Origin of the sequence: Mycolicibacterium houstonense (assembly GCF_900078665.2) — a bacterium.
Taxonomy (GTDB): Bacteria; Actinomycetota; Actinomycetes; order Mycobacteriales; family Mycobacteriaceae; genus Mycobacterium; species Mycobacterium houstonense.
In genome coordinates this window covers 1739824-1756809 of the sequence record NZ_LT546207.1, presented here as the reverse complement: position 1 = coordinate 1756809, position 16986 = coordinate 1739824, and the positions used below count along the sequence as shown (strand labels likewise).

Below are 16986 nucleotides of genomic sequence, written 5' to 3'. Positions count from 1 at the left end.
ATGGTGCGCCGACCGTCAACCGGCTTTCGGGTAAACCTGCCGCCCGGCCAGGAACGTGGCCTGAACGTCCAGGTCGGCAATGCTCTCCGGGGCCGTGTCGCGCGGGTCTGCCGACACGATGACCAGATCGGCGTACTTGCCGACCTCCAGCGAGCCGATCACGTTGTCGGCGAACAACTGCCAGGCCGCGTCGATGGTCTGCGCCCGGATCGCCTGCTCGACCGTCAACCGTTCCTCGGGCGCCATCACCCGTCCGCTGGGAGCGGTCCGCGTGACGGCCACGCTGATGTTGCGCAGCGGCTCCTCCGGCGTCACCGGCGGATCGTTGTGCAGCGAGATCCGCATGCCGGTGGCCACCGCCGAACCCGCCGGCATCCACTGCTCGCCACGCTCGGGGCCGAACAACCCGTCGACGATGATGTCGCCCCAGTAGTGGATCTGATCGACGAACAGACTGCAGGTGACCCCGAGGCCATGCGCCCGCTGCAACTGCGCGGGGGTGATGGCACCGACGTGTTCGAGCCGCAGGCGATGATCGTCGCGCGGGTACGCGCGCAGCGCCTCCTCGTAGACGTCGAGGATGGTGTCCACGCCGGCGTCACCGTGGACGTGACAGGCCATCTGCCAGCCCTGCGGGAAGAACGTGCCGACGATCTCGGCCAGCTGCTCCTTCGTGTAGTTGGCGTGGCCGCAGGAGCCGGGCACCACCCCGATGGTGCGGGTGGCATCGGTGTCCAGGTACGGGAACGTCAGGTCGATGTTGCCGACCCACGGCGACCCATCGACCCAGATCTTGATGCCGACCTGACGTACGGTGTCGTCCCCGTCGAACGGGCTGGCATCGGTGTGCAGCGCCGCCGTGGACATCTCGTAGGTACGCAACCGCACCGTCAACTGGTCGTGCAGTTGCGCCAACAGCGGCCGGAACATCGGATCGAACGCCATTTCCGAGCAGGTGGTCAACCCGGCCCGGTTGAGCCGGGCGCATTCGGCCACCAGCATCGCCGGATAGTCACTGACCGAGATGGCATCGCCCAACAGCGGGAACACCGCCCCGGTTTCCACTGCCGTGCCGTCGAGCTCACCGTCGGCGTCACGGCCGTACTTGGCGCCCTTGGGATCCGGAGTGTCCCTGGACAGCCCGGCGCGGCGGGCTGCGGCGGTGTTGAAGTACGCCTTGTGCCCCGAGTTGTGCACGATCACCAGCGGGCTGTCCGGTGCGACGCCGTCCAGCCAGGCCAGCGTCGGTTCGGGCAATCCGTTCTGCAGCAAGGGATCCCAGCCGTTGAGGAACGCACCTTCGGCGCCACGCCGCGCCACCTCGGCGTGGATCGCGCCGAGCACCTGCTGCGCGGTGGGCAGGGTCACTGGTCGGATGTCGACGATGCGGCCCGACAACGCCACCGCCTCCATCAGCGGATGCCCGTGTGCCTCAACGAAACCCGGCATGACGCAGCCGTCGACCTCGCGCACGTCGGTCTCGGGCCCGATCAGACCGGCCACCTCAGAGCGGGCCCCGACGGCGACGATGCGACCAGCGGACACCGCGAGCGCCTCGGCGGTCGGCTGCGCATCGTCGACCGTCAGGATGGGGCCGTAGAGGACGAGATCAGCTGGCTGGATCGGGCTGGTCATGCTCGGATGCTAGAGCGTCGCGACGTTTGCTCGGGTGCGTCCCCAGAAATCCGTGTCGCCGATCTGGGTCATCGTGGTCCGGCCGTCGGTGTGTATGACGATGACCCGGTCGTCATCCAAACCGGTGCCCTCGGCGGCGGCGATCACCAGGATCGACCCGTTCGGCGTCGCGGTGGCCCGCACATACCCGTCGATGCCGCCGATGCTCGCGAGGGTCTCGCCGGTGTCGACGTCGAACAGCCGGAGTTCCTCACCGCCCGAATTGTCGGCCGGTTCACCGTCCACCAGCACCACCCCGTGCTCGACCCCGAGCGGGACGGCCGCCGAATGGTGATGGTTGAACGTCGCGGTGCCCTCCGCGAGCTGCCGGGGCGTGGCCAGTGCGGCCGGTGTGCGCACCACCTCGTAGACCAACTCGGGCCGGATCAGGCCGTCGAGGCGGGCCAGCGGCTTGCCCTCGCGCAATAGTTGCTGATCGGGCGACTGGTATGGCTTGGGCACGGTGATGAGGTCGCCATCGGGCAGCGCCATTCCGGTGGGCATCGCCGCGGGGTCCACCTGGTTGGTGCCGAAATCCGAGTCGCCGGTCGGGGAGGAATCGGGGATCAGCGTGGCGCGCCAGCCGTCGGCGATGTCGCCGGGCACGGTGGCGATGTCCGTGGTTCCCAGGGGCACGGCATCGACCTGTCCGGAATCGGTCAGCGCGACAACGGCATTGATGCGCGGGTCGACGTTGTAGCCGTTGAAGGACTCGACGTAATCGTCACCGAGATCGCCGACGACGATGCTGCCGTCGTCGGCCCTGAGCACGGACAGGCCCTCGTCGGTCGCGATGTAGGCCAGGCCGCCGGACACCGCGAGCACGCCACGCTCCCACCCTTCGGTGTCGTGCAACTGGATGTCCCACAGCAGCTCACCATCGTCCAGTGCGATCGCGGCGACCCGCTCCTGCCAGGTGTCGTTCGAACCGAACGGCGGCCCGATCGTCCCGCCGGAGCGTCCGTAGGCGACCAGGACGGCAGCGTGGTCCTGCACCGTCGCGTAAGCGACCACCGGCCCGATGCTGACCATGGGCCGGCCCGTCGCCCTCGTCATCGCGAAGATGCCGCCCACCGACACGACCGCCACCGCCAGCGCACCGGCCACCTGCCACAGCTTCGGCTGCGTCCCGTTGATCATGAATTCCACTTCTATCGGGGGTGCTTAAGGACTGCGTGGCCGGCCGATACGAAAAATTTTCAAAAAAGTTCGCGGCCCATGTCGATTTCGGCCCGGTCCCGTTCGACGTGGTGGTGAGGGCCACTTGAACCACAATGGACGGGCCCCTTCCCGACACCAGAAGGAGACACAGAAATGTCGCGCTACATGCTGATCATGCGGTCCACCCCCGAAGCCGAGATCGCGATGTCCGAGCAGGACGTGGACTTCAACGAGATCATCGCGCAGATGGGCCGCTTCAACGAAGAGCTGATCAAGGCCGGTGTGCTGCTGGCCGGCGAGGGATTGACCGACCCCGACGAGGGCTTCGTGGTCGATTTCAACGCCGATCCCCCGGTCGTCACCGATGGGCCCTACACCGAGGCCAAGGAGTTGTTCAACGGGTTCTGGATGCTCGAGGTGTCCTCCAAAGAGGAGGCCAAGCAGTGGGCCCGCAAGTGCCCGTTGGGGCGTGGCGTGAAGCTGGAGGTCCGCCGGGTCAGCGAAACCGAGGAGTTTCCGCAGGACAACGAGTGGATTCAGAAGGAGATCCAGTGGAAGGCCGATCTGGCCGAGAAGATCGCCAAGCAGGCCCGCGAGGCCGCCGGCCGCTGACGCGCTCTGCGGCGGCTTTTGGAGCACAGTCCCCGGCGGTCCCTAACCCGCCGGGGACTGGCTCCCACCCCCTACATGTGTGACTTTAAGCAGCTCCACCAGCGAGAACGCGAGTAGAGCGCTACCTGCTTTTCGAACCGAGGTTCCCCGGTGTTACCGCCGACATCGGGGATCGGCTCCGCAATTTCTGGAACACGTTCTAATCTGGACCCCATGAGTGATGCGCTGCTGCACCATCCCATCCATTCCGGCCACCTCACGGTCGGCGCGCTCAAGCGCAACAAGGACAAGCCCGTGCTGTTCCTCGGCGACACCACACTGACCGGTGGCGAGCTCGCGGAACGCATCAGCCAGTACATTCAGGCCTTCGAGGCGCTCGGCGCCGGCACCGGCGAAGGCGTCGGCCTGCTGTCGCTGAATCGCCCCGAGGTGCTGATGATTATCGGCGCCGGACAGACCCAGGGGTACCGGCGCACGGCACTACACCCTCTCGGTTCGCTGGACGATCACGCCTACGTGCTGTCGGACGCCGAGGTGACCACGCTGATCATCGATCCCACCCCCGCGTTCGTGGAGCGGGCCCAGGGATTGCTGGAGAAGGTGCCGTCGCTGCGGCAGGTGCTGACCATCGGGCCGGTCCCCGCCGCGCTGGAGGGCGTCGCCAAGGATCTGGTGGCCGAGGCCGCCAAGTACGCGCCGGTGCCGCTCGTCGCCGCCGAGCTGCCGCCGGACCACATCGGTGGGCTCACCTACACCGGAGGAACCACCGGCAAGCCCAAGGGCGTGATGGGCACCGTGCGGTCCATCACCACCATGACCACGATCCAGCTCGCCGAATGGGAGTGGCCGGAGAACCCCCGCTTCCTGATGTGCACGCCGCTCTCGCATGCCGGCGCGGCGTTCTTCGTCCCGACGATCGTCAAGGGCGGCGAGATGATCGTGCTGCCCAAGTTCGACCCGGCCGAGGTGCTGCGGGTGATCGAGGAGCGTCGCATCACCGCGACCATGCTGGTGCCGTCGATGATCTACGCGCTGATGGACCACCCGGATTCCCACACCCGCGACCTGTCGTCGCTGGAGACCGTGTACTACGGGGCCTCGGCGATGAACCCGGTGCGGCTGGCCGAGGCACTCAAGCGCTTCGGGCCGATCTTCGCGCAGTACTACGGCCAGTCCGAGGCACCCATGGTGATCTCGTACCTCGGCAAGAAGGACCACGACGAGAAGCGGCTGACCTCCTGCGGCCGGCCCACCCTGTTCGCGCGGACCGCGCTGCTGGATCCCGAGGGCAACCCGGTGCCGCAGGGCGAGGTCGGCGAGATCTGCGTGTCGGGTCCGCTGCTGGCGGGCGGTTACTGGAAGCTGCCGGATGCCACCGCCGACACCTTCAAGGACGGCTGGCTGCGCACCGGCGACATGGCCCGCGAGGACGAGGACGGGTACTGGTTCATCGTCGACCGGGTCAAGGACATGATCGTCACCGGCGGCTTCAACGTGTTCCCGCGTGAGGTGGAAGACGTTGTCGCCGAGCATCCCTCGGTCGCGCAGGTGTGCGTCATCGGCACTCCCGACGAGAAGTGGGGCGAGGCCGTCACCGCCGTGATCGTGCTGCGTCCCGATGCCGCCGACGACGACGAGGCCGTCGCCAAGGTGACCGCCGAGATCCAGGCCGCCGTGAAGGACCGCAAGGGCTCGGTGCAATCGCCCAAGCAGGTGATCGTGGTCGACTCCGTGCCCGTGACCGCACTCGGCAAGCCCGACAAGAAGGCCGTCCGGGCCCAGTTCTGGGAGGGCGCGGCCCGCGCGATCGGCTGAGATTCTGCTGACTGCAGCCGTGGTTGGGGCTGGGGCTGGGGCTCTGGCCGCGGCTGTGGCGCACGTTGTCACGCTGGAGTGGCGCTCGGGCTCGAGCGCCACTCCAGCGTGACGGTCGGCGGTCGGCACAATGGCGGCGTGGCAGAAACTCCCCCGACGCCTGCCGACACGACGCCTGCCGACATCCGCAAGACTCTCGACGCGGTGTGGCGGATGGAGGCGGCCAAGATTCTGGCCACCCTGACCCGCACCGTCGGTGATGTCGGCGTTGCCGAGGATCTCGCGCAGGAAGCCCTGCTCGACGCGCTGACTCAATGGCCGCAGTCGGGAGTGCCACGTAATCCCGGCGCGTGGCTGACCACGGTGGCCAAACGCAAGGCCATCGACCAGTGGCGCCGCGCGGACAACCTCGACGCCAAGTACGCGGTGCTGGCGCGGGAGCTGGCCGAACATGTCGACGAGGCCTGGGATCCCGACCGGATCGACGACGACGTGCTGCGGCTGGTCTTCATCGCCGCCCACCCGGTGTTGTCCCGAGAGGCGCAGATCGCGTTGACGTTGCGCATGGTCGGCGGGTTGAGCACCGAGGAGATCGCGCGGGCGTTCCTGATTTCGACGCCCACCGCGGCAGCGCGCATCACCCGCGCCAAAAAGACGCTGGCACAAGCCAACCCGCCGTTCGAAGTGCCACCTCGTGACGAGTATCCACAGCGACTGTCCGCCGTCCTGTCGGTGATCTACCTGATCTACAACGAGGGCTATTCCGCGTCGTTCGGTCACCGCTGGATCCGCGACGAGTTGTGCACCGAGGCGTTGCGATTGGGCCGGGTGCTGGCCGCACTGGTCCTCGATGAACCCGAGGTGCACGGCCTGGTGGCGTTGATGGAGTTCCAGTCCTCACGCTTCGCGGCGCGCACCGACGCCGAGGGCCGCCCCATCCTGTTGGAGGACCAGAACCGGGCCCGATGGGACCGTGCCCAGATTCAGCGCGGAATCGCCGCCCTTCAGCGCGCCGACGACGCGCGCGGGCAACGTGGTTGGGGTCCGTACGCGCTGCAGGCCGCGCTTGCCGAATGCCACGCCGTCGCGGCCACCGCCGCGGACACCGACTGGGGCCGCATCGTCACGATCTATGACGCGCTGCTGCAGATCGCGCCGTCCCCGGTGGTCCGACTCAACCGGGCGGTGGCGGTCGCGATGCGCACCGGGCCGCAGGAGGCATTGACGATCGTCGACGGCATCGAGGGCCTGGACGGCTCCTACCTGCTGCCCAGCGTGCGCGGCGAACTGTTGTCGCGCCTGGGCCGCCACGCCGAGGCCGCCGAGCAGTTCGACCGGGCCGCCGCCATGGCCGACAACGAGCGCGAGCGAGAGGTGCTGACCGACAAGGCAATCCGCGAACGGACCTGACACCGGCCGGCGTCGTGGCACGATGGCAGACATGGTGAGGGCCGTGTTGTTCGACTTCTCCGGGACCCTGTTCCGCCTAGAGGAACAGGACAGCTGGTTTGCGGGGATGGCCGTCGACGAACGCGAGGTCGACGGCCATGTGCAGGCGGAGTTGATGCGTCGGCTCACCGCCCCGACCGGGCGGTCGGTGGCAATGACCGACGAGCAATACCGCGCCTGGGCCAACCGCGACCTCGCCCCACACCTGCACCGCGAGGCCTACCTGCACGTGCTTCGCGAATCCGGCCTCGCCGACCACCACGCCGAATCGCTGTATGACCGCGTGATCGACCCGGGCAGCTGGAGCGCCTACCCGGACACCGCACGGGTGCTCAAAAGCCTGAGAACACAAGGCATCCAGACGGCCGTGGTGTCCAACATCGCCTTCGACGTCCGTCCGGCCTTCGCGGCGATCGGCGCAGCAGACCACGTCGACGAGTACGTTCTGTCCTTCGAAGTCGGCGCGGTCAAGCCTGACCCGACGATCTTCACCACCGCGCTACGGCGCCTGGGCGTGCCTGCCGAGGACGCCCTGATGGTCGGCGACAGTGAGGAGGCCGACGGCGGCGCGAAGGCGGTGGGTTGCCGATTCGCCCTTGTCGACCCACTGCCCACCACTGACCGGCCCGAGGGGCTGATCGCAGCCCTGGGCGGTATCGGCATCGACACCTAGGCTGGGGCCATGGCTGACGAGCGCATCCGGCCACCGTGGTGGCTGAAATACGTCAACAAGGTGATGATCGGGCTCAACAAGCTCGGCGTCGGCGGCGACAAGGGGCCGGTGGTGCTGACCCTGCCGGGCCGCAAGACCGGGAAACTCCGATCGACCCCGGTCACCCCGATGACCGTCGACGGCCACCGCTACATCGTCGGCGGCCTGCCCGGCGGTGACTGGGCGGCCAACGCCCGCGCGGCCGGCGAGGCCACCATCCACCAGGGCCGCCGGGATCAGCGGGTCCGGATGGTGGAGATCCCCGCCGACCAGGCACGGCCGCTGCTACGTGAATTCCCGATCCTGGTTCCCACCGGAGTGGGATTCATGCGCAACGCCGGCCTGGTCACCGGGCCCAATCCCGACGAGTTCGAAGCCCTCGCCGGGCGCTGCCCGGTGTTCCGGCTGGACCCCATCTGAGCGAGGCCAGAGGTGCGGGGCCTCCTTGATCTTGGAGTCCTGCTTGCCCATCGTCTGACAGAACGTCTGCACCGCCAACCGGGTACCGGTGATCTCCAGCTGTGCCGCGTCGGTGCCCTTCTCGTCCTTCAGCATCTTGGCCACCGCCTCGTTCTGCGTCTTCTCGTCCTGCCCGATGAAGTCCTTGCACTTGGTGTCACCACCGGTGACCGCGGGTGAGCACCCGGCCAGCACCAATCCCGCAACCAACCCCGAGAACAACACACCCGCCGACTTCTGCATCGTGGTCAACGCAGTCTCTCCCTCTGATCTGGTGATGCGCGGTACGCATCATCGCGCCACGTTTTGTACCCCGCGACGGTACCGGTGAAACCTCACCCCTCCGCCGCTCTACAGTCGAGCAGGTGAGCGCAGACAACCCGTTCGACCCGACCGTCTGGGAGCCGGTGCCCGGCTTCGACGACCTGACCGACATCACCTATCACCGCCATGTCGCCGACGGCGCCAAGCAGCCCACGGTGCGAGTCGCATTCGACCGGCCCGAGGTGCGCAACGCATTCCGGCCACACACGGTCGACGAGCTGTACCGCGTCCTCGACCACGCCCGGATGTCGCCGGACGTCGGGGTGGTGTTGCTGACCGGCAACGGCCCGTCGGCCAAGGACGGTGGTTGGGCGTTCTGCTCGGGCGGGGATCAGCGCATCCGCGGCCGCTCCGGCTACCAGTACGCGGCAGGGGAAACCGCCGAGACGGTCGATCCGGCGCGGGCCGGACGGTTGCACATCCTCGAGGTGCAGCGGCTGATCCGGTTCATGCCCAAGGTGGTGATCTGCCTGGTCAACGGCTGGGCGGCCGGCGGCGGACACAGCCTGCACGTCACCTGCGACCTGACCCTGGCCAGCCGCCAGCACGCCCGGTTCAAGCAGACCGACGCCGACGTCGGCAGCTTCGACGGCGGGTTCGGCAGTGCCTACCTGGCCCGCCAGACCGGGCAGAAGTTCGCCCGCGAGATCTTCTTCCTGGGGCGGGCCTACGACGCCGAGACCATGTACCAGATGGGCGCGGTGAACGAGGTCGTCGACCACGGTGAACTGGAGACGGTCGGGCTGCAGTGGGCTGCCGAGATCAACGGCAAGTCGCCCCAGGCGATCCGGATGCTCAAGTTCTCGTTCAACCTGATCGATGACGGTCTGGTGGGTCAGCAGGTGTTCGCCGGGGAGGCGACCCGCCTGGCGTACATGACCGACGAGGCCGTCGAGGGCCGCGACGCGTTCCTGCAGAAGCGCGATCCGGACTGGAGCGCGTTCCCGCGCTACTTCTGAGTGATTTGGGTGCGTTTGGTAACGGTAGGCGTTACCAGACGCACCGAAATCACCAGAAACGGAAGGTGGTCTGGCCGTGCGGTGACTTCGCGAAGGCGATCACCTTCGCCGGGCGCACCCGATACACGATCGCGGCCTCGCCGGCCGGGTCGAAAACCTCGTCGTCGCAGTCGAAATCCCAGTCGCCGCCGTACTTGGCCCGGTAGGCGTCGGCCAGCGCGGTCAACCGGTCCCGCCCGGTGACCCGCGCGGCGGTGCCCTCGACCACGACGTCGAGTCCCGCGTTCCACGTGTTGGTTCCGGTGGTGACGACGACGGCCGCCGAGGTCTGCAGATTGCGGGCCTTCTGTTCGGCCGGCCCGGTGCAGAACACGAACGCATCGTCGACCCAGACCCCCACCAACGGCGTGACGTGTGGCCGACCGTCACCGCGGACAGTGGTGAGCCAGTACAGCTGGGCCGCATCGAGCGCGCCGGCGGCGGCCCGCCATCCGGTTGGTTCGGTTGCCTCGCTGAAGCGGTGGTCGAGCGTGCCGGTGATGGTCATACCGGTACCGACTCGGCAGCCGCCCACAAGTCATCGCGGAAGCTAGGCCTCCTAAACTCGGCCCATGAGCAAGAGCCCGCTGCGCCGGCTGTCCGAACAGCTGTTGCTGACCAGCATGCGTCCGCCGCTGACCGAGCGGCTTCAGGCCCGTGGTGACATCGACGTCGCCGGCAAGCGCATCCTGCTGACAGGGGCCTCGTCGGGCATCGGCGAGGCCGCAGCCGAGAAGTTCGCCGCGAAGGGCGCCACCGTGATCGTGGTGGCCCGCCGTCGGGAGCTGCTCGACGACCTGGTCGAGCGGATCACCGCCAAGGGCGGCGACGCCCGTGCCCACGCGGTGGACCTGTCGGACATGGATGCCGTGGACGAGTTGGTGGCCCGCGTCGAGGCCGACCTGGGCGGCGTCGACATCCTGATCAACAATGCCGGTCGCTCGATTCGACGCCCGCTGGCCGAATCGCTGGAACGCTGGCACGACGTCGAGCGCACCATGACGCTCAACTACTACGCCCCGCTGCGGCTCATCCGCGGCCTGGCCCCCGGTATGCGCGACCGCCGCGACGGGCACATCATCAACGTCTCCACGTGGGGCGTGATGAACGAATCCTCACCGTTGTTCGCGGTGTACAACGCCTCCAAGGCCGCCCTCAGCGCGGTCAGCCGGGTCATCGAAACCGAATGGGCCACCGTGGGCGTGCATTCCACGACGCTGTACTACCCGCTGGTGAAGACCCCGATGATCGCCCCGACCCGCGCGTACGACGGCCTGCCCGGGCTGACGGCCGGCGAGGCCGCGGACTGGATGCTGACCGCGGTGCGCACCCGGCCGGTACAGATCGCGCCGCGGATGGCGGTGACCGCCAAGGCCATCAACACCGTGGCCCCCGCGTTGGTCGACGCGGTGATGAAACGGCAACGGGTGCAACCGGTCTGATCACGGCTTGGTGATGCTGCGCGGCCGCAGCCCAAGCGTGCGGACATGCTCGGCGATCGCCGCGAGGTTCGTGGTCCAGACATCGGTATGGTCGCGCACGTATCGCATCAGATCGTCGAGTTCGGCTGCCCGCGAAGCCCGTCCGCTCAGGAACGGGTGGTTGGTCAGCACCCAGCAGGCCCCGGCGCGGCGCAGCGCGTCGAACTCCAGCTGCCAGATCTCGCGGGCCTTGCGCGGGCTTTCGATCAGACCGGATCCGGAGATGTCGGGCAGGTAGCAGTACTGCTCCCAGTCGTCGAGCGCCCACTGGATCGGAATCTCCACCAGCGAGGAGTCGCCGACCGCCAGCTCGTAAGGGGTATCGGCGTCCATCAGGCTGGAGTCGTACAGAAATCCCCGTTCGGCCAACAGCGACGGGGTATGCCAGGACAGGTCCCACATCGGCGCGCGGTAGCCGACCGGCCGGACCCCGGCCACCTCGGCCAACGCCTCCAGCCCGCGGTCCAGCGCGTCGACCTCCTCCTGGAGCGTCAGCGCGGTGGGCTGCTCGTGCAGGTAACCGTGATGGGCGATCTCGTGCCCGGCCGCCACGATCGCCCGCACCGCCTCGGGGTACCGGTGTGCGGTATGACCGGGGACGAAGAACGTCGACGGAATCTGGTGGCGCTCCAGTAGATCCAGGATCCGGGGAATTCCCACCAGCGGTCCGTACGCCTGGTGCGACATCACGCTCATCCGCGCCGCGGCGTGGTCATTGCCCCACAACACCGCCGATTCGGCATCGACGTCGAAGGTGAACGCGGCGGCCGCGGTTTTGCCTTCCGGCCAATGGAATTCAGTCATCGTCAGCCATCAGCGTAACCAGCTCGTAGGCCAGATTGGCCGCCGCGACGGCGGTGACGTCACCGCTGTCGTAGGCCGGGGCGACCTCCACCACGTCCGCACCGACAATCGGCAGCCCGCGCATGGCCCGCAACACCGCCACCAGCTCGCGGCTGGTCATGCCGCCGATCTCGGGGGTTCCCGTGCCCGGCGCGAATGCCGGGTCCAGCACGTCGATGTCGATCGACACGTACACCGGATGATCGCCCACCCGCTCGCGAATCCGGTCGATCACACCGTCCACACCGATGCGGTCGATATCGCGGCAGTGCACCACGGTGAAGCCCAGCGACTCGTCGTCGAGCAGGTCGGCGCGGTCGTAGAGCGAGCCGCGGATTCCGATGTGCGCGGAGTGACCCTTGACGATCAGGCCCTGCTCGGAGGCCCGGCGGAACGGGGTGCCGTGCGTGCAGGGCGCGCCGAAGTAGGTGTCCCAGGTGTCGAGGTGGGCATCGAAATGCACCAGCGCCACCGGGCCGTGCACCGCATGCATCGCCTGCAGGGCAGGCAGGGCGATGGTGTGGTCTCCGCCGAGCAGCACCACCCGCTGCCGCGGTGTGGTCAGCAGGCCGGCGATGCCCTCCCGGATCTGGTCCACCGCCGCCTCGATGTCGAACGGATTGGCCGCGATGTCGCCGGCGTCGACCACTTGCGCCTGCGCGAACGGGCTCACGTCCAACGCCGGGTGATACGGCTTGAGCAGACGTGAGGCCTGCCTGATGGCGGCCGGGCCGAACCGGGCACCCGGCCGGTAGGTGACGCCGGTATCGAACGGCACCCCGACCACCGCGATGTCGTAGTCGGAGACCTCGTGACGCTGCGGCAGCCGAGCGAACGTGGCGATGCCGGCGTACCGCGGCACCGCCATCGCATCGATCTGACCGACGTTGCCCGTCTCCGACCGCACATACGGCTGGCCCGTCACCTGATTCCCTTCCGTCATCACTTCACACTCTCGTCCGGGTGGCCCCGCCGTTGCAGGAGACCACCTGTCCGACCACGGCCGACATGTCGAAATCGGCCAGGAACTGCACCGCCGCCGCGATCTCATTGACAGAACCGATGCGGCCCAACGGAATCGACTCGGCATAACGCGCGTGCATGGCCGACAGCGTGACCCCGGCAGCGTCGGCGTCGACCTGCAACTGCGGGGTATCGGTCACCCCGGGCGCGACGGCGTTGACGATGATGCCCTCCGGCGCCAGCTCCCGGCCCAGGGTCTTGACCAGCGAGATGAGCCCCGCCTTGGACGCCGCATAGGCCGTGGCCTCCGGCCAGCCGGTGACACCCCATTCGCTGGCGAGCACCACGATCCGGCCCCCACGGTTGCGGCGCATGTGCGGCAACACCGCCTGCACCAGGTGAAAGGTGCCACCCAGGTTGGTGTCGATGACCCGCCACCAGTCCGCCTCGTCGTGCTCCAGCAGCGGCGCCATGGTCATGTACGCGTGATTGGCGACCAGTACGTCGAGCCGGCCCGCCCCGGCCACCACCTTGTCGGCGATCTGAGCGCAGGCACGCGGGTCACTGACGTCGCCGGGGACGGCCACACCACCGATCTCGGTGGCCAGCTCCTCCAGTGCGGCGCCACCGCGAATATCGTTGACCGCCACCGTCGCTCCTGCGGCGGCCAGCCGGCGCGCGTGCGCCGCGCCCATACCTTGAGCGGCCCCGGTGACCAAGGCGACCCGGCCCGACAGCGAACTCATATCACCGCTCCCGCGTTGACGTTGACAACATCTCCGGTACTGAACGTGGCGTCGCACACCAGGTATTGCACACAACGCGCCACCTCGGCCGGGGTGACCAGCCGCCGCAACGGCAGGGTGTCCAGGTAATCGGCTGCGCGCCAAGGAGAATCGTCGGCCAGCAGCGGGGTATCGGTCGGGCCCGGCGCCACCGCATTGACCCGCACACCGCGATCGGCCACCTCGGCGGCCAGGCTGCGCACCACCCCGAGGATGGCGCCCTTGGCCGCCGCGTAGTGAGCGTCACCGTCACCGCCACCGACTGCCAGCTCACTGGCCACCGCGACCACCGCGCCGGAGCCCCGCTCGACCATGTCGGGCAGGCAGGCCCGGGCGGCGTGGAACAGCCCGCCCACATGGACCCGCAGCATGCGGTGCCAGGCCTGGGTGCTGATCTGGCTGACCGGAGCCATCTCGTAGTGACCGGCAGAGGTCACCAGCGCGGTGATCGGCCCGAGTTCCGCGCGGATCTCGGTGACCGCGCCGGCCACCGCGGCGCCGTCGGAAACATCGGCCGCCACGGCATGGTCGGCCCGCGTTTCCCCGGACAGGTCGAGGGTCCCGACGGCATAGCCGCGCTCGCGCAACGCGGTGACCACTGCGGCGCCGATCCCGCTGGCGCCGCCGGTCACGACCGCCACCGGTGCCTCAGTCATCGGCCACCGCCTTGGCGTCGGCGCGCTCGTCGAGGATCTCGGCGTCGTCGATCACCGCCACGCTCACGATCCGGTCGCGCACACTGAGCAGGATCCCGAGGCCGATCACCCCCAGCACCGCGACTCCGATCCACACCGACCAGTCCAGGTAGCGCTGCTCGAAAACCGGCCTGGGCCAGGCGATGTTGAGGGTCTGCAGAACCGCCCACACCACGGCCACCGCGGCGACCGGAACCGTGGCCCGGCCCAGGCTGAACGCGCCGTCATTCCAGCCGCGGCGGGCCAGCACCACCGCGAAGCCGATCAACGGGAACAGGAAGGCCAGATAGAAGCCGCCTGCGGTGAAATTGACCATGAGCGAATAGATGTCGCCGGCCACGATGGACAGCAGGAACAGTGCCCCGCCGACCACCGTGGTGACCAGGATCGCCACCACCGGGATCCGGGCCTTGCCGCGCAACCGGGCCAGCACGGCCGCGGCCGGCAGCGCACCGTCACGGGCGTAGGCCCAGATCACGCGGGACGCGGAGGTCTGCAGGGCCAGGAAGCTGGCCAGGAAGCCGATCACGAACAGCACCTCGACCGGTTTGGCGATGCCGTGTCCCAGTGCGGCCGTAAGGGTTTCGTACACCGGGTCGGCCACCGAACCGGACACCACGGCATCGAGGTCCGGGATCGCCAGGATGATCGCCAAGCTCGAATAGGCCACCACCAGCGCGATGAACCCCAGCGAGAAGAGCACGGCCTTGGGCAGATCGCGCCGCGGCTCGTGCACCTCTTCGGCAATGGCGCCGGCGCTTTCGAACCCGACGAACGAGAAGCCGATGAACGCCACCGCGATCAGGAACGGGCCGCTCAGGTAGCTCCAGGTGTCCACCCCGGGGCCGGCGCCGTCGAACAGCACCGACAACGGGTTGTTGCGGTGGAACAGCAGCAGCCAGGTGCCCAGCCCGATCGAACCGATGACCTCGGCCACGATGCTGGCGGTCATGAACACCTTGAGCGCGCCGCGGCCGATCAGATTGATCGCCGTGCCGCCGAGCAGGATCACCAGTGCGATGACGGCCCGCAAGCCGCCCGATGGAGATTCGACCCCGGCGATGTTGGCCACGAACCCGGCGGCACCGAGCGCCACGGTCGCCATCGCGATCACCAGCGTCCACATGTACACCCAGCCGGCGAACCAGCCGTAGGTCGTGCCGAGCAGCCGCCGCGACCATTGATATATGGAACCCTCCAACGGCCACCGGGACACCAGCATCGCGAAGACCAGGGCCACCAGCAGCTGGCCGCCGAACACCAATCCGAAGCCCCACCAGAAGCTGGGGCCGGCCGCGGCCAGCGCCAGACCGAAGATTCCGTAGAGCGCGACGATCGGCGAGATGAAGGCGAAAGCAAAGGCAAAGGCCGACCACAGCGAGAATTCACGCCGTAGAACCTGGGGCCCGTCGCTGTCATGCGCGGGTAACGAGATCGGCGATGCAGTCATCGTGTGCTCCCTCTCACGTGGTTGCAGGAACTATCACGCCGGGGTGGTGCAACCGCCAAGCGATCCCGCCGAACACGCTGCAAACCCACTGTTGGACCACGCCGGCATTGGAGGATCCGACAATGCCGGCCGCCATGGGTGTGACGACGGCGTTACGCTCAGCCCATGTCGGACCGCAGCGACGTCATACCGACACTGCGCGATCTCCTCGAATCCCATCGCGGGTTGCTCACCCCCGACGAACCCACGGGTGACCTGGACCGCCGGATCAACTGGGTGCACACCACCGAACTACGGGACCCGTCGCGGTACCTGCGGGGTGGCGAACTGGTCTGCACGGTCGGCATCAGTCTGCAGACCGCTCAGGACTGCGCGGCCTTCGTCGAATCGTTGACCCGGGCCGGGGCCGCCGGGCTGTGCTTCGGCATCGGCGATGTGCACGACACCGTCCCCGACGCGCTGATCGCCGCGGCCGGCCGAGACGGCCTGCCGATCCTCGTCGCCCCACCCAACGTGCCGTTCTCGTCGGTGAGCCGCTACGTCGCCGACTTCCAGGTCGGCGGCGAGATCCTGGTCGCACGAGCCACCAATTCGCTGATGCCCGAACTACTTTCGTCACAACGACGGCGCGAGTCGGTACGGCAGCTGCTGGACCGGGCCGGCGAGGTGCTGGGCGGCTACCTGCTGCTGGATCCCGCCGGAACATCCGAGGAGACCGGTGCCACCACCGTCGTCGACGGGTTGGGCGCCCTGACCTGGGTGGGCAGCGGGGACCCGCCCGAAAGCGCTGTGCTGGAGCTGATCGCGCGATTCGCCCAGGCCGCCCAAGGCGATCGCGACATCGAATCCGCGCTGACCCGCGAACGGGTCGGGCAGCTGTTGTCACTGATCGAGCGACGCATGCTGCTGCCCGATGCGCTCAATCAACTGCTGGACTGGGCGGGTTTGAGCTCACCGGAGCTGACCTGCTCGGCCTGGCCGGCCGGGGCGGGCGCCGTGCTGTCGATGGCGTTTCCCGACGCCCTGGTCGGCGACGCGCCCGAGGTATGTCTGGTCGTCGAGGCCGGTGCCCGCGCTCAGGCCGTCACCGAGCTCTCGCTGCCCTCGGGGCACGCCGCGGCCACACCGCTGGCCGAGCTGGGCGCGGCGATCACCCAAGCCCGTATCGCCCTCGACCTGGCGCAGCAGCACGGCGGAAGCATCGGACCCGATCAACTGAGCACCTTCGACAGCCTGCTCGAGGGCTTGCCGCTGAACCGGTTGGCCCCGTTCAAGAATCAGCTCATCGACCCGCTCGAGCGCCTGGACCACGATCGGGGCACCCAGCACGTGCGGACGCTTCGGGCCTTCCTGGCCACCAACGGCTCCCTCATCGACACCGCCCGCGAACTGTTCCTGCACACCAATACCGTGCGTCACCGGTTGAGTCGTATCCACGAGATCACCGGGCGCAATCCGATGAGTTTCGAGGACCAGGCCGCCTTCGCCATCGGATTACGGGCCAGCGACCGGGCCCGCCGGATGCCGGGGCAGCCCGGGTGACCATTGCGGGTACGCGAAAATCG

At 68.3% G+C, this 16986-nt stretch carries 17 protein-coding genes and 1 pseudogene; 9 read left to right on the top strand and 9 right to left on the bottom strand.

The genetic code is table 11. The features are described 5' to 3' along the window. Positions 1–15 precede the first annotated feature (15 nt). Together BN4332_RS08915 and BN4332_RS33195 are read right to left on the bottom strand one after the other, a co-directional pair. Positions 16–1635, bottom strand: coding sequence for an amidohydrolase (locus BN4332_RS08915; protein ID WP_066898115.1), 1620 nt, complete (start codon positions 1633–1635; stop codon positions 16–18). 9 nt (positions 1636–1644) lie between these two features. After that, a complete protein-coding gene (locus tag BN4332_RS33195; protein WP_066898186.1) occupies positions 1645–2814 on the bottom strand; it encodes a PA2928 family protein in 1170 nt (389 codons plus the stop codon). Between the two features lie 174 nt (positions 2815–2988). Between BN4332_RS33195 and BN4332_RS08905 the strand changes: the two genes are divergently transcribed. The 5 genes from BN4332_RS08905 to BN4332_RS08885 all read left to right on the top strand — a co-directional run bounded on the left by BN4332_RS08905 (position 2989) and on the right by BN4332_RS08885 (position 7843). Beyond that, the gene (locus BN4332_RS08905; protein ID WP_066898114.1) at positions 2989–3447 is read left to right on the top strand and encodes a YciI family protein; all 459 of its coding nucleotides are present in this window, start codon (positions 2989–2991) and stop codon (positions 3445–3447) included. Positions 3448–3660: 213 nt separating this feature from the next. Further along, positions 3661–5262 carry a fatty-acid--CoA ligase FadD8 gene (fadD8, locus tag BN4332_RS08900; protein WP_066898113.1) on the top strand — a complete coding sequence of 534 codons (1602 nt, stop codon included), beginning with the start codon at positions 3661–3663 and terminating at the stop codon, positions 5260–5262. Between the two features lie 213 nt (positions 5263–5475). Beyond that, positions 5476–6672 carry an RNA polymerase sigma factor gene (locus BN4332_RS08895; RefSeq protein ID WP_066898185.1) on the top strand — a complete coding sequence of 399 codons (1197 nt, stop codon included), beginning with the start codon at positions 5476–5478 and terminating at the stop codon, positions 6670–6672. Positions 6673–6694: 22 nt separating this feature from the next. Continuing rightward, positions 6695–7384 carry an HAD family hydrolase gene (locus BN4332_RS08890; RefSeq protein WP_066898112.1) on the top strand — a complete coding sequence of 230 codons (690 nt, stop codon included), beginning with the start codon at positions 6695–6697 and terminating at the stop codon, positions 7382–7384. 9 nt (positions 7385–7393) lie between these two features. Then, the gene (locus tag BN4332_RS08885; RefSeq protein ID WP_066898111.1) at positions 7394–7843 is read left to right on the top strand and encodes a nitroreductase/quinone reductase family protein; all 450 of its coding nucleotides are present in this window, start codon (positions 7394–7396) and stop codon (positions 7841–7843) included. Positions 7844–7852: 9 nt separating this feature from the next. Here BN4332_RS08885 and BN4332_RS34205 read toward each other — a convergent pair. After that, positions 7853–8107, bottom strand: a pseudogene (locus BN4332_RS34205) (hypothetical protein); the annotation flags it as partial. Between BN4332_RS34205 and BN4332_RS33665 the strand changes: the two are divergent. Together BN4332_RS33665 and BN4332_RS08875 are read left to right on the top strand one after the other, a co-directional pair. After that, positions 8019–8213, top strand: a complete 195-nt coding sequence (locus BN4332_RS33665; RefSeq protein ID WP_220096855.1) for a hypothetical protein — start codon at positions 8019–8021, stop codon at positions 8211–8213. The pseudogene BN4332_RS34205 and the gene BN4332_RS33665 overlap by 89 nt on opposite strands. Positions 8214–8247: 34 nt before the next feature. After that, positions 8248–9165: a 1,4-dihydroxy-2-naphthoyl-CoA synthase gene (locus BN4332_RS08875; protein ID WP_066898109.1), complete on the top strand. Its 918-nt coding sequence runs from the start codon at positions 8248–8250 to the stop codon at positions 9163–9165. Between the two features lie 49 nt (positions 9166–9214). Here the strand turns inward: BN4332_RS08875 and BN4332_RS08870 are convergent, their stop codons facing one another. Further along, positions 9215–9712, bottom strand: a complete 498-nt coding sequence (locus BN4332_RS08870; protein WP_066898108.1) for a pyridoxamine 5'-phosphate oxidase family protein — start codon at positions 9710–9712, stop codon at positions 9215–9217. Positions 9713–9776: 64 nt separating this feature from the next. Between BN4332_RS08870 and BN4332_RS08865 the strand changes: the two genes are divergently transcribed. After that, positions 9777–10646 carry an SDR family oxidoreductase gene (locus BN4332_RS08865; protein WP_066898107.1) on the top strand — a complete coding sequence of 290 codons (870 nt, stop codon included), beginning with the start codon at positions 9777–9779 and terminating at the stop codon, positions 10644–10646. On the opposite strand, the gene BN4332_RS08860 is transcribed toward BN4332_RS08865, so the two are convergent. Genes BN4332_RS08860 through BN4332_RS08840 form a run of 5 tightly spaced genes read right to left on the bottom strand, consistent with a single transcriptional unit; the run spans position 10647 to position 15421 of the window. Further along, on the bottom strand, positions 10647–11489 hold the full coding sequence (locus BN4332_RS08860; RefSeq protein ID WP_066898106.1) for a polysaccharide deacetylase family protein: 843 nt from the start codon (positions 11487–11489) through the stop codon (positions 10647–10649). It lies immediately after the preceding gene. After that, positions 11482–12471 carry an agmatinase gene (speB, locus tag BN4332_RS08855; RefSeq protein ID WP_066898184.1) on the bottom strand — a complete coding sequence of 330 codons (990 nt, stop codon included), beginning with the start codon at positions 12469–12471 and terminating at the stop codon, positions 11482–11484. Before speB ends, BN4332_RS08860 begins: the two co-directional genes overlap by 8 nt. Positions 12472–12475: 4 nt before the next feature. Further along, positions 12476–13237 carry an SDR family NAD(P)-dependent oxidoreductase gene (locus tag BN4332_RS08850; RefSeq protein ID WP_066898105.1) on the bottom strand — a complete coding sequence of 254 codons (762 nt, stop codon included), beginning with the start codon at positions 13235–13237 and terminating at the stop codon, positions 12476–12478. Further along, positions 13234–13932 carry an SDR family NAD(P)-dependent oxidoreductase gene (locus BN4332_RS08845; RefSeq protein ID WP_066898104.1) on the bottom strand — a complete coding sequence of 233 codons (699 nt, stop codon included), beginning with the start codon at positions 13930–13932 and terminating at the stop codon, positions 13234–13236. Before BN4332_RS08845 ends, BN4332_RS08850 begins: the two co-directional genes overlap by 4 nt. Beyond that, positions 13925–15421, bottom strand: a complete 1497-nt coding sequence (locus BN4332_RS08840) for an amino acid permease (RefSeq protein WP_066898103.1) — start codon at positions 15419–15421, stop codon at positions 13925–13927. The genes BN4332_RS08845 and BN4332_RS08840 overlap by 8 nt, the downstream gene beginning before the upstream one ends. 165 nt (positions 15422–15586) lie before the next feature. On the opposite strand from BN4332_RS08840, the gene BN4332_RS08835 reads away from it, so the two are divergent. Next, entirely contained in the window at positions 15587–16963 is a 1377-nt protein-coding gene (locus tag BN4332_RS08835; RefSeq protein ID WP_066898102.1) for a PucR family transcriptional regulator, read from the top strand. Positions 16964–16986: the final 23 nt, after the last annotated feature.